The organism is Pelagibacterium sp. 26DY04 (assembly GCF_031202305.1).
Classification (GTDB): domain Bacteria; phylum Pseudomonadota; class Alphaproteobacteria; order Rhizobiales; family Devosiaceae; genus Pelagibacterium.
Map to the genome: position 1 here is coordinate 1,907,484 of NZ_CP101731.1, position 11,866 is coordinate 1,919,349.

Annotated in this window: 12 protein-coding genes; 8 read left to right on the top strand and 4 right to left on the bottom strand. The window is 61.4% G+C overall.

Going from position 1 to position 11,866, the window contains the following annotated elements; translation table 11 throughout:
- Positions 1–54 precede the first annotated feature (54 nt).
- The 4 genes from serS (at position 55) to NO932_RS09305 (ending at position 4,083) form a co-directional block, all read left to right on the top strand.
- Positions 55–1,359, top strand: coding sequence for a serine--tRNA ligase (serS, locus tag NO932_RS09290; RefSeq protein ID WP_309210932.1), 1,305 nt, complete (start codon positions 55–57; stop codon positions 1,357–1,359).
- A complete protein-coding gene (surE, locus tag NO932_RS09295) occupies positions 1,356–2,147 on the top strand; it encodes a 5'/3'-nucleotidase SurE (protein ID WP_309161299.1) in 792 nt (263 codons plus the stop codon). The genes serS and surE overlap by 4 nt, the downstream gene beginning before the upstream one ends.
- A 17-nt stretch (positions 2,148–2,164) precedes the next feature.
- Entirely contained in the window at positions 2,165–2,809 is a 645-nt protein-coding gene (locus tag NO932_RS09300; RefSeq protein ID WP_309161297.1) for a protein-L-isoaspartate(D-aspartate) O-methyltransferase, read from the top strand.
- A gap of 86 nt (positions 2,810–2,895) precedes the next feature.
- On the top strand, positions 2,896–4,083 hold the full coding sequence (locus NO932_RS09305) for a M23 family metallopeptidase (RefSeq protein WP_309210934.1): 1,188 nt from the start codon (positions 2,896–2,898) through the stop codon (positions 4,081–4,083).
- 61 nt (positions 4,084–4,144) lie between these two features.
- Here NO932_RS09305 and NO932_RS09310 read toward each other — a convergent pair whose 3' ends face one another.
- Entirely contained in the window at positions 4,145–5,026 is an 882-nt protein-coding gene (locus tag NO932_RS09310) for an ATP-binding protein (RefSeq protein ID WP_309210936.1), read from the bottom strand.
- Positions 5,027–5,190: 164 nt separating this feature from the next.
- Between NO932_RS09310 and yajC the strand changes: the two genes are divergently transcribed.
- From yajC to NO932_RS09330, 4 genes are all read left to right on the top strand, one after another.
- Positions 5,191–5,526, top strand: a complete 336-nt coding sequence (gene yajC, locus NO932_RS09315; protein ID WP_309161293.1) for a preprotein translocase subunit YajC — start codon at positions 5,191–5,193, stop codon at positions 5,524–5,526.
- 113 nt (positions 5,527–5,639) lie between these two features.
- Positions 5,640–8,180, top strand: coding sequence for a protein translocase subunit SecD (secD, locus tag NO932_RS09320; RefSeq protein WP_309210938.1), 2,541 nt, complete (start codon positions 5,640–5,642; stop codon positions 8,178–8,180).
- A gap of 6 nt (positions 8,181–8,186) precedes the next feature.
- The gene (locus NO932_RS09325) at positions 8,187–8,579 is read left to right on the top strand and encodes an MTH938/NDUFAF3 family protein (RefSeq protein ID WP_309210939.1); all 393 of its coding nucleotides are present in this window, start codon (positions 8,187–8,189) and stop codon (positions 8,577–8,579) included.
- Positions 8,579–9,427 carry a phytoene/squalene synthase family protein gene (locus NO932_RS09330; RefSeq protein WP_309210941.1) on the top strand — a complete coding sequence of 283 codons (849 nt, stop codon included), beginning with the start codon at positions 8,579–8,581 and terminating at the stop codon, positions 9,425–9,427. Before NO932_RS09325 ends, NO932_RS09330 begins: the two co-directional genes overlap by 1 nt.
- Here the strand turns inward: NO932_RS09330 and trmFO are convergent.
- The 3 genes from trmFO to NO932_RS09345 form a co-directional block, all read right to left on the bottom strand.
- Positions 9,424–10,803, bottom strand: coding sequence for a methylenetetrahydrofolate--tRNA-(uracil(54)-C(5))-methyltransferase (FADH(2)-oxidizing) TrmFO (gene trmFO / locus NO932_RS09335; protein ID WP_309210943.1), 1,380 nt, complete (start codon positions 10,801–10,803; stop codon positions 9,424–9,426). The two genes, NO932_RS09330 and trmFO, sit on opposite strands and share 4 nt — an antisense overlap.
- 102 nt (positions 10,804–10,905) lie before the next feature.
- Positions 10,906–11,466 carry a type 1 glutamine amidotransferase domain-containing protein gene (locus tag NO932_RS09340; protein WP_309210945.1) on the bottom strand — a complete coding sequence of 187 codons (561 nt, stop codon included), beginning with the start codon at positions 11,464–11,466 and terminating at the stop codon, positions 10,906–10,908.
- A gap of 135 nt (positions 11,467–11,601) precedes the next feature.
- Complete coding sequence (locus NO932_RS09345; RefSeq protein WP_309161283.1) at positions 11,602–11,751, bottom strand: DUF1127 domain-containing protein; 150 nt, start codon at positions 11,749–11,751, stop codon at positions 11,602–11,604.
- Positions 11,752–11,866: the final 115 nt, after the last annotated feature.

Sequence of the window (11,866 nt, forward strand, 5' to 3'; positions counted from 1 at the left end):
AGCAGGCTCGGCTAGGCACTAGGCCGCTCAATTTTTTCCAGCGGACCAGCCGACATGCTCGACATCAAATGGATCAGCGCCAATCCCGAAGCCTTCGACGCCGCGCTCAAATCGCGCGGCATGGAGCCGCTGTCGGCATCTCTTATCCTTTTGGACGAACAACGGCGCGCGGTGGTGGCCGAACTCAATGCCGTTCAGGAAAAGCGCAATGCCGCCTCCAAGCAGATCGGACAGGCCAAGGCGCAAAAAGATGAGGCCCGCGCGGCCGAGTTGATGGCGGAAGTCGCCGGGCTCAAGGACAAGCTCGGGGAACTCGATACGCGTGAGAAAGCGTTGACTGAGAATATCCGGGCTGCGCTGTCGGTGATTCCGAACCTGCCGGCCGAAGGCGTACCGGTGGGTGAGGACGAAAATGACAATGCTCCTTATTTCCGCGCCAACGAATCGGAAGCCACGAGGCCGGCCAAACCCAATCTCGGTTTTTCGCCCAAAGAGCATTACGAACTCGGCGAAACCATGGGCGGCATGGATTTCGAAACCGCAGCGAAACTCTCGGGAAGCCGGTTCGTCGTGCTCAAGGGACAGATCGCGCGGCTGGAGCGTGCCATCGGGCAGTTCATGCTCGACCTGCATGTGAATGAGCATGGCTATACCGAAGTGGTGCCGCCCTATCTGGTGCGGGATGAAGCCATGTACGGGACGGGGCAGTTGCCCAAGTTCGACGGCGATTTCTTCTTTGCTGGGCATGGTGATGGGCGGCTGGCGCTTATTCCCACGGCTGAGGTGCCTCTGACCAATTTCGTACGTGAATCCATTCTGTCCGAGGAAGAGTTGCCGTTGCGGTTTACGGCGTTGACCCCGTGCTTCCGCTCGGAGGCCGGGTCGGCCGGGCGGGATACGCGCGGCATGCTGCGTCAGCACCAGTTCAACAAGGTCGAGATGGTGTCGGTGACGACGCCCGATAAGTCGGCCGAAGAACATGAGCGGATGCTCGCTTGTGCCGAAGAGGTCCTAAAGCGCCTGGGTATCCACTATCGAGTCATGCAGCTATGCACCGGAGATATGGGGTTTGGCGCGCAGCGGACCTATGACATCGAGGCATGGTTGCCGGGGCAGAATACCTATCGTGAGATCTCTTCGGTGTCGGTATGCGGCGACTTTCAGGCCCGGCGCATGGATGCGCGGTATCGGGATGCGAACGGCAAGCCGCAATTCGTGCATACGCTGAATGGATCGGGCGTTGCGGTCGGCCGCGCGCTGATCGCGGTGATGGAAAACTACCAGAACGAGGACGGATCGGTAACGATTCCGGCGGCGCTCAAGCCCTATATGGGTGGCATTGAAAAGATTGGCGGATGAAGGTTAATCCACGCATCCTTTTAACCAATGATGATGGTGTTGATGCGCCGGGTTTAGCGGTGTTGATCGATATCGCACGCACGCTCTCGGACGACGTCTGGGTGGTCGCTCCGTCAAACAATCAGAGCGGGACCGGGCACCGGTTTACCTTCGGCTATGAGATCGAACTCGAGGAGCGTGGCGAGCGGATTTTTGCGCTCGATGGCACGCCCGCCGATTGTGTGGTGGCAGGCGTGACGCATGTCCTCAAGGATCGTCGGCCTGATGTCGTCTTGTCCGGCGTCAATCGCGGGCAAAATCTCGGGGACATCATGCATTGCTCGGGCACGGCGGCCGGGGCCAGGGAAGGGGCCTTGCATGGGGCTGTGGGGATCGCGTTGAGCCAGGCGATGGATTATGACCACGGGCGCGATGAGATCGATTGGGGGTGTGCGGCGGAATTGGGAGCGCAGGCGGTAAAGGCCATTCTCGACGTGTTCGATGCGCGCGATACCTATTTCAACGTCAATTTCCCGATCTGTGCGCCGAGCGAGGTGAGTGGCATCCGGGTGGTGCCGCATCAGCGATTCGCGCATTCGCCGTTCGAGCTTTATCCGAGCGATAACCCGGGCAAGCACTTCGTCACGATCCTGCAGACGCCTAAACCGCTGGACGCGGGCTCCGATTTCCATATCCTGCACGAAGACAACGCGATCACCGTGACGCCGCTGATGCTGCAGCAGACCGACATGGATTTCGTCAGGCGCTTCGACGGGAGACTCCCGTTCGAGGGCCCAGGACGCACATGAGAGACGAGGACGCTGGCGTGACCGACCTCTGGGAAGCGCGGGCGGGCCTGATTCTCAACCTGCGGCAGGTAGGGGTAACCGATCCGGACCTGCTGCGTGCCTTCGAAACGGTTCCGCATGAGCGATTCGTGCCGGAAGATTATCGCGAATACGCTTACCGCGAATCCTCGCTCCCCATCGAATGCGGGCAATCGATAACCGCCCCCGGAATCCTGGCGCAGCTGCTTTTGCAATTGGCGCCGCAGGGCACCAACAAGGTGCTCGAGGTCGGTACCGGATCAGGTTATTCGGCGGCGCTTCTGGCGCGGATGGCTAGACGCGTGTTTTCAATCGAAAAGTACCGCACGCTGGCCAGCCTGGCGCAGGCCCGCTGGCATGCAGAGGGCATGACCAACATCGTGGGACTTCACGAGGATGGGCTGCTGGGGCTCGAGCAGCAGGCGCCATTCGACAGAATACTGCTGACCGGCTCGGTCAGCGACGTGCCCGAGGACCTGGTCGAGCAATTGGGAGATGGCGGAATCGCGGTGATGGCCGTTGGGGCACCCGCGGATCGGCAGGCGATACTGCGCATCGAGCGAGTCGACGACGATTTCGTCGAGACCGAGGTGGGAAGCGTACGGCTTGCGCCGTTGAGTCCCGGGCGCTCGCGTACATTATAGTTAAAGCGCTTGCCGCTTTAAGCTCGTCTTTACCTTAACAAGACTACTCTAATTTCATCGAGTAGATGAGTTGACGGGCATTTCCCATGACCATGAGCGTAACTGGTTCCAATCTGCGTAGCGCCGGCTCCGCACTTGCGATGAGTGCCGCCGCCCTGGTGCTGGCAGGCTGTTCCTCCATGGGATCCTTCGGGGGCGATCCGACGGTTACCGGAGCGACGACCCGCATGGGCGGCGCGGCTATCAACCAGCCGATGCCGGCTTACCTGCCGCCTGCCAATGTCGGCGGGGGGGCGATGACAACCGCGGCCAATCAACCCGCTCTGATCGATCGGACGACTGCAATGCCCATGGGCACGCAGTCGGGCGTTGTATCCCAGGATCTTCCCGCATTGCAGCCATCTTCAGTAACGAGTACCCAAGCCATGCCTGCACAAACCGCCGCCGCCTCCGCGCCTTCCTCTCCCGCGCTGCCCACGCAAACATCGTCGCCGCAGCTCGGGGTGGTTCAAGGCGATACCTATACGCACACGATCGCATCGGGTGAGTCACTCTATACGATCGCTCGCCGCTATGATGTGAGCGCCACCGATATCATTGCTGCCAATAGCATCTCTTCGCCCGACCGGATCACCGTGGGGCAGCGCCTGGTGATACCGGGACGTCCCGATCTTCTGGCGCAGCGCGGTCAGACGCAGCAGGTGGCCGCCGCATCGGGCACGCAAACGCTGACCACCCCGTCCGGAACGCCGGCTACCCAGCCAGCGACAACCAGCACACCATCAACGACCGCCACGGCACCCGCCAGCCAGCCGCAGACGCCCGCGGCGACCCCATCAGCGCAGCCGACGCAGGTTGCCGCCGCGCCCGCCCAGCAGCCCACGGCGAGCCCCACGCCCTCGACCACCAGCGACAAGTTCCGCTGGCCGATCTCGGGACGCGTCATCACCGATTTCGCCGCATCACGCGGCACCGGTATCAACATCGAAGCACCAGAAGGCAGCTCGGTTCGCGCGGCCGAAAACGGCGAAGTCATCTACGTCGGCAATGCCGTCGAGGGATATGGCAATCTGGTGCTGATCAAGCACTCGAATGGCTATGTTTCGGCCTATGCGCATCTCAATACGATCGGTGTCGTCAAGGGCGATGCGGTTTCGCGCGGCGATGCCATCGGCACCGTCGGCATGACCGGCTCGGTCAGCCGTCCTCAGCTCCATTTCGAACTGCGCAAGGGCGCGACACCGGTCGATCCGATGCCGTTGCTGGCCGGCTAGGAATACTGGAGGCAATGCTCCTTGTTGGGGCCGGTCCGAAAGGGCCGGCCCCTTCGCTATTTCAGGAGATAGCCTTGCCTTTTTCGCCGGCAAGGTGCCGGACGAACTGGATGGCGACGCGTCCCGAACGAGAGCCGCGTGTGGCAGACCACTCAATGGCTTTTGCCCGCATTTCCGACTCATCGACCGGAATGCCGTAATGGGCGACGTAATTGCGGACCATGGCGAGATAAGTGTCCTGGTCGCAATTGTGGAAGCCAAGCCACAGGCCGAAGCGGTCTGAGAGCGATACTTTTTCCTCGACGGCTTCACCGGGATTGATCGCCGTCGAGCGCTCATTGTCGATCATGTCCCGAGGCATCAGGTGCCGGCGGTTGGACGTGGCGTAAAAGACCGTATTGGCGGGACGACCTTCAAGGCCACCGTCGAGGACGGACTTCAAAGCCTTGTAGCTCGACTCATCCCTGTCGAAGCTCAGATCGTCGCAATAGATGATGAAGCGTTCCGGCCGGCCCACGAGGAAGCGGAGCAGGGCAGGGAGGGTGGCGATATCCTCGCGAGCGATCTCGATAAGGATAAGACGGGAGAGACCGGTTTCCTCCAGCGCGGTGATGTGGGCATGGATGGCCTTGACCATCGAGCTCTTGCCCATGCCGCGCGCGCCCCACAGCAGCGCGTTGTTCGCGCCGTGACCGCGAGCGAACGCCAGGGTGTTGTCCAGGAGAATGTCGCGCAGATGGGCGACGCCTTCGAGCAGATCAAGCGGTACGCGATTGACGTGTGGGACAGGAATCAGCGTTTGCTCGGCGCCGTCCCAAAGATAGGCATCTATGCCGTCCTCGATCGCCGCCGTTGCCTGGGTGGTTCCCGCGAGAGCATCGAGAGCGTGCGCAATGCGTTCGAGCGTAGCCGAGATGGCTGAAAGCTGGTCTTGATTTTCCACTGGAGAATAGCCCCTGAAAGGGCCCGATAGGCTTTGCCTTTCGCCGGGCCCGCTAGTATAGTCCGCGCGATTTTTTGGAAGGCGATGCCTCCCCAAAACCGCAAGCGTCCCTATATGGGGCCATCAGTCCTGCTTTGACAAGCAGACCGCTACGGAGTGTCTTAATGTTCGTTACCCCTGCCTTCGCCCAGGGCGCCGCTGCGCCGACCGGGATGGATTTTATTTCCAGTTTCATTCCGATCATCCTGCTTATCGCCATTTTCTGGTTCCTTATTTTCCGTCCGCAGCAAAAGCGGATGAAGGCCCACCAGGCGATGCTTGCAGCGGTGAAGCGCGGTGACACCATCGTCACCAATGGCGGTGTGGTCGGAAAAGTGACCAAGGCGGTGGAGAACGAAGATCTCGAAGTCGAGATTGCCCAAGGGGTGAAGATCAAGGTCGTGCGCACCATGGTCGCCGACGTGCGGACCAAGTCCGAGCCGGTCAACGACAACAAATAATCGGATGACACTGTCGCCCAGGGCAACAGCCCCGCGACACTGACCCGCTGGCGCGTCGGCGCCCGCCAAGCGGCGGCGCTGGCGCTAGCGGTAATAAAGGACGAATTTATCTCATGAAGAGCTCGCCATTCCGGTTAATCGCCGTCGTTCTCGTGACGCTGGTCAGCATGCTCGCGGTGCTGCCCAATTTCCTGAGCGATCAGACCGTGGCCGGGATGCCGGATTTCCTTCCCAAAGGCGAGATCGTTCTGGGGCTGGACCTGCAGGGCGGTTCGCACCTTCTGCTCGAGGTAAACCGAAACGACATCGTTGAAGGCCGCATCAGCGATATCCGACGCGAGGCGCGGACACTGCTCATCGATGCCGGAATCGGCAGCATCATCACCACCAATGGTGCAACGCTCGATGTGGAATTGACCGATCCGAGCCAATTGGACGCGGCGCGGGAAGTGCTGTCCCCCCTCGAACGGATGCTGGAAGGTGCGCTGTTCCAGACGGGGACGACGCCGGAAACGCAGATCACCACATCGGGCGGGCGCATCCAGATCACGCTCACCGAGGACGCCATTTCAAGCCGGATGTCGTCGCTTGTGGCGCAATCGCTGGAAGTTATCCGCAGCCGTATCGACGAAGTCGGCACGACCGAACCGATTATCCAGCGGCAGGGCGACAACCGTATTCTGGTGCAGGTGCCTGGCTTTGGAGATTCCGAGCGGCTCAAGGACCTGATCAGCCAGACCGCCCGCCTGACCTTCCATCTTGTCTATCCGTCGATGACGGCGGCGCAGGCCGAAACGCAGGGCCTGCCAGCCGGAACGATGATCGTGCCAAGCGCAGACGGGTTCGACGAGCTTCTTTATGAGGACGTTGCCCTGGGCGGCGAACAGCTCGTCGACGCCCAGCCGGCCTTCGACCAGAATGGCCAGGCTGTCGTCTCGTTCCGCTTCAATACACAAGGCGCGCTGACCTTCGGCGAAATCACCTCGGAAAATGTCGGGCGGCGCTTTGCCATCGTGCTCGACAATGAGGTGATCACCGCCCCCACCATCCAGCAACCGATCACTGGTGGCACGGGCCAGATTTCCGGCACGTTCACCCCTGATACGGCGAGCGACCTCGCCGTGCTGCTGCGTGCCGGTGCGCTTCCGGCGACGCTCGACGTGGTCGAGGAACGGACCGTTGGCCCCAGCCTTGGCGCCGATTCGATCAACGCGGGCGTTACGGCAGGTGTGATCGGCACGGTGGGCGTGGTGCTGTTCATGTTCGCGGCCTATGGGCTGTTCGGCCTGTTCGCCAATATTGCCTTGGTGATCAACGTCGGCATGATCCTGGCGGCACTATCCACGCTGGGAGCGACGCTGACCTTGCCGGGTATCGCCGGCATCGTTTTGACCATCGGCATGGCCGTGGACGCAAACGTTCTCATTTTCGAGCGCATACGCGAGGAGCTGGCGAACGGGCGATCTGCGGTCCAAGCGATCGACTCCGGTTTCAAGCGGGCGATGATGACGATCGTGGACGCGAACGTCACTACGCTGATCGCAGCCGTCGTCTTGTTCTTCCTCGGCTCGGGGCCGGTGCAGGGCTTTGCCGTGACGCTCGCGATCGGCGTGCTCACGACGATGTTCACCGCCTATCTCGTGACGCAGGTTCTCGTGAACCTGTGGTTCTCGCGGCGGCGTCCCAAGACTCTCAAGGTGAACGTCCTCGAGCGTCTCTTGCCGCTCGAGCCCAAGATTCCGTTCATGAAGTGGCGCAAGGTCGGCTTTGCCTTCACGCTGGTCTTGCTGGTGGGAACCGGCATCCTGGAGGTGACGCGGGGGCTCAATCTCGGCATCGACTTCACCGGCGGCAGCTCCATCGAACTGCAGGCAACCGATGGAGAGGCGGATATCGCCGATCTGCGTTCGCGCCTGGGGAGCCTGGGCATCGGGGAAGTTCAGGTGCAGGAATTCGGTACGCCGGCGGACGTACTGGTGCGGATCGGCGCACAGGAAGGCGATGAAACCGCACAGCAGGCCGCGGTTCAGCAGGTGATCGATACCGTGGCCGATGAATATGAGGTCAGACGCACCGAGGCGGTGAGCGGCACGGTGTCGGGCGAGTTGGCCTTCAACGGCATCGTTGGCATTCTGGTCGCCATGGTTGGTATCGTCATTTACGTATGGCTGCGCTTCGAGTGGCAGTTCAGCGTGGGTGCGATCCTGGCGCTCGTCCACGACGTGGTTTTGACCGTGGGTCTATTCGCGCTGCTGCGGATCGAATTCAACCTTTCAAGTATCGCGGCGGTGCTGACGGTAATCGGCTACTCCCTCAACGACACGGTCGTGATCTATGACCGTATTCGGGAGAACCTCTCCAAATATAAAAAGGTAAGCCTGGCCGACATCATCAACATGTCGTTGAACCAAACGCTTGCACGCACCGTCCTGACCGGTGGCACCACGGCGTTGGCACTGCTTGCGCTGGTGTTCTTCGGCGGCGAAGTGATCCGCAGCTTCACTCTGGCCATGGCCTGGGGCGTGCTGGTCGGCACCTACTCGTCGATTTTCGTTTCGGCACCGATCCTGCTCTATCTCGGCATCAAGACCCGCGCAGAGACCGAAGCCGAAAAACCAAAGTCCGAGCGCCGCGCGGACGGCGCGGCGGTATAGGCGGCAATGACCTGGGAGGCGGGGCAGGGGCACTATCCCTATCAGGCGGTTATCGACGCCTATGGTGATGGCGGCTTCCGCTTCGCCGAGATGTCCCATCGCGGTTCGGTGATATCGCTTCCGACGGGAATGTACGCATGGGACGTCGACGCGGCGGCGGGTATCACGCTGCAATCGCTTTCTCGCGCGCTCGAGGCGGCCGATGCTCTGGACGTGTTGCTGATCGGAACCGGTCCCGATATCGCGGCGATATCGCCCGACATTCGGCCCGCCTTCCGGGAGAAGGGCGTCATCATCGAGGCCGTCTCGACCGGCAGCGCGGTACGCACCTACAATGTGCTGCTTGCTGAAAACCGGGCCGTGGGCGCAGCTCTGATCAGTGTAGCAAAGGCGCGGTGATGAGCGATAGCTTTGCGCTCGCGTCGGAGCGCTTGCGCGAACTCGATCGCGATCGCTATGCAGCCAGCCTGATCGTGCCGGGCGAGCATCGCCAAGGCGTGCAGGCGATCTTCGCGTTTTCGGCCGAGATCGCGGCGATCCGGGAGAGGGTATCGGAACCCGGCCCCGGCGAGATCCGGCTGCAATGGTGGGTCGATGCCATCGAGGGCGAAGGGCATGGCGCGATATCGAGCAATCCGGTCGCCGATGCATTGCTGAAAACGCTGGAAACCTACGCCTTGCCGGCCGGTCCTTTGCTGCGGCTATTGGCGGCTCGGCGCTTCGACCTCTACCACGATCCGATGCCCGATATCGGGCAGTTCGAAGGGTATGCGGGCGAAACCGTTTCGGTTCTATACCAATACGCGGCGATGATCCTCGCGGGTGGCTCCGCAGATGAGGCCGCGGATGCGGCGGGGCATTTGGGCGTGGCGCAGGCGCTTGGCGGGCATCTGCGTGCCTTCGGGTATAATGCGGCGCGAGGACAGCTCTTCCTGCCGCTGTCGGTGTTCGCCGCCCATGGCGTACGAGAGGCCGATGTCTATGCGGGGGCGGACAGCGCAGAGTTGCGGGCGGCGCTCGGCCAGATCGCTGAACTGGCGCACCAGCATGCCGATAAGGCCCGCTCGGCGATCGCGCCTCTTTCCCCCCGGCTGAAACCGGCATTTGCCAGTATCGCGCTCGTCGATATGGACCTGAAGCGTGCCGGGCGCCACGTTGCGGCGCCATTCATCGGGCATCGAACGCCCTCGCCGCTATTGCGCATGTTTGCGCTGACATGGTGGATGCTGCGGCACGGACGCAGCTAGAGCCAGGCGGCCAGATCTTCCAAAGCACGCGACGTGATCGCCTTCTTCTTGGCCTTTGCCTTGTCGGGTCCGCGCCAGCGACCTTTGAGACCCTCCGGCTTTTTGATCTCCACTGGCGGGAACAGGCCGAAATTGACGTTCATGGGCTGGAAGCTGCGTGCGCCGGAATAGGCTTCGGCTTCCACGTGGCCGCCCGTGATATGGCCGATCAGCGCACCGAATGCCGTGGTGGCCGGCGGCAGTGCCGGGGTCTCACCCTTGGCTTCCGCCGCCGAGAGGCGACCGCAGACCAGCCCCATGGCGGCGCTTTCGACATAACCTTCGACACCGGTAACCTGGCCGGCGAAACGCAGGCGCGGATCGGCCTTGAGCTTCAGGTCCGGACGGAGGACACGAGGCGAATTGAGGAAGGTGTTGCGGTGCAGCCCGCCGAGCCGGGCGAACTGAGCGTTTTCCAGGCCCGGAATCATTCTGAAGATTTCCGTCTGCACACCATAGCGCATTTTAGTTTGGAAACCGACGATGTTCCAAAGGGTACCAAGGGCATTGTCCTGACGGAGCTGGACGACTGCGTGGGGCTTGTTTTCCGGATCGCGCGGGTTGGTGAGGCCGACAGGCTTCATGGGACCGTGGCGGAGGGTTTCGCGGCCGCGCTCGGCCATCACTTCGATAGGCAGGCAGCCGTCGAAATAAGGCACGATCTCCCACTCCTTGAACTCGTGCAAGGGCGCTTCGAGCAAGGCGTCGATGAAACGGTTGTACTGTTCCTCATTCATCGGGCAGTTGAGATAATCCGCCCCGGTGCCGGCGGGACCTGGCTTATCGTAACGCGACTGCGCCCAGACAATGTCGAGATCGATACTGTCGTAGTGAACGATCGGTGCGATGGCATCGAAGAAGGCGAGGGAGTCCTCACCTGTCAGTTTTTGAAGCGCTTCGGCAAGGGCGGGTGACGTGAGGGGGCCGGTGGCGACGATGACGTTTTCCCAGTCCGCAGGCGGCAGACCGGCGACTTCTTCACGTGCGATGGTGATGCGGGAATGGTTTTCGAGCGCCTCGGTGACGGCCTGGGAGAAGGCATCGCGATCGACGGCAAGCGCTCCCCCGGCCGGTAATGCGTGCTTGTCGGCACAAGCCATGATCAGCGATCCCGCGCGACGCATTTCCTCGTGGAGGAGACCCACGGCGTTGTGCTCGTGATCGTCAGAGCGGAAGCTGTTGGAGCAGACAAGTTCGGCAAAGCCATCGGTATGATGGGCGTCGGTGGGATTTACCGGGCGCATCTCGTGGAGAACCACGTCGACACCAGCCTGAGCCACCTGCCAGGCCGCCTCCGAGCCTGCGAGACCACCACCGATTACATGCACCACAGCCATGTCTTGCCCATCTTTATCCAAGAGGCATGGCTATAGACGAAAAGCGCGCGGCAATCCAAGGTTGCCACGCGCGACTTTTTTACCCGGTTCTCAACCGAAAGATCAGGCGGCGCGGCGTTCGTGCCGCCCCTCATTAATCTCCTCGGCGATCTTGTCGCAGAAGGCATCCAGATCGCCGGGATTGCGGCTGGTAACCAGGCCCTGATCGGATACGACCGCGCTGTCTTCCCAATTGGCACCGGCATTGATGACGTCTGTCTTGATCGACTTGTATGACGTCATCTTGCGGCCGCTGGCGATGCCGGCCTCGATGAGCAGCCAAGGCGCATGACAGATGGCGGCAACCACCTTCTTATCGGTCCAGAAGCGCTTGATGAAATCGATGGCCCGAGGCTCGATGCGCAGCAGGTCCGGATTGATCTGGCCACCGGGAAGAACGATGGCGTCGTAGTCGTCAGCGGTGACGCTATCGAGGGTTTTGTCCACTGGGACCGGACCGCCCCAATCATCCTTGTCCCAGCCCGTAATGTGGCCGGGTTCGAGCGAAATCACATGCACTTCGGCACCAGCTTCGCGAAGCTTGTTGCGCGGGACTTCGAGTTCTGACTGCTCGAAGCCGGTGGTGGCGAGAATCGCAATCGATTTGCCTTGCAGGTTCTGCATGACGTTTCCCTTTCTTTCCTTGGGTGGAGAGAGGGGAAACGAGACGATCGGCGGTGCGTTCCGTTGCGGAACATGAAAAGGGCACCCTGTGGTGGGGGTGCCCTTCAAAGAGGTTTTGTGTTGCTGCGACCGCGATCAGAGTGCGTTGGCATGGTCGCGGGCAATACGCTGAATGTCGGAGCGGGCGATACCAAGATCGCTCAGTTCGCGGTTGCCGAGGGCATTGAGTTCGCGAACCGTCTGCTGATAAGCCGACCAGCGCTTGAAGGTCTTGCGGATGTCCATTTCAGGTCTCCTTTCGTCTGACGACCTTTAGCTAGTGAGAATCGCCCACAATGTGCAGGGCCAAATTGGTCATTGCCGGCTTGCGCGATCTGCATGACTGTTGCTCACTGTTATT

Bases quoted from the DNA above. Each gene is read 5' to 3' on its own strand.
- surE (WP_309161299.1), top strand. From the start codon at position 1,356: ATGAAGGTTAATCCACGCATCCTTTTAACCAATGATGATGGTGTTGAT.
- NO932_RS09325 (WP_309210939.1), top strand. From the start codon at position 8,187: ATGACCTGGGAGGCGGGGCAGGGGCACTATCCCTATCAGGCGGTTATC.
- NO932_RS09340 (WP_309210945.1), bottom strand. From the start codon at position 11,466: ATGCAGAACCTGCAAGGCAAATCGATTGCGATTCTCGCCACCACCGGC.
- serS (WP_309210932.1), top strand. From the start codon at position 55: ATGCTCGACATCAAATGGATCAGCGCCAATCCCGAAGCCTTCGACGCC.
- yajC (WP_309161293.1), top strand. From the start codon at position 5,191: ATGTTCGTTACCCCTGCCTTCGCCCAGGGCGCCGCTGCGCCGACCGGG.
- NO932_RS09330 (WP_309210941.1), top strand. From the start codon at position 8,579: ATGAGCGATAGCTTTGCGCTCGCGTCGGAGCGCTTGCGCGAACTCGAT.
- secD (WP_309210938.1), top strand. From the start codon at position 5,640: ATGAAGAGCTCGCCATTCCGGTTAATCGCCGTCGTTCTCGTGACGCTG.
- NO932_RS09345 (WP_309161283.1), bottom strand. From the start codon at position 11,751: ATGGACATCCGCAAGACCTTCAAGCGCTGGTCGGCTTATCAGCAGACG.
- NO932_RS09305 (WP_309210934.1), top strand. From the start codon at position 2,896: ATGACCATGAGCGTAACTGGTTCCAATCTGCGTAGCGCCGGCTCCGCA.
- trmFO (WP_309210943.1), bottom strand. From the start codon at position 10,803: ATGGCTGTGGTGCATGTAATCGGTGGTGGTCTCGCAGGCTCGGAGGCG.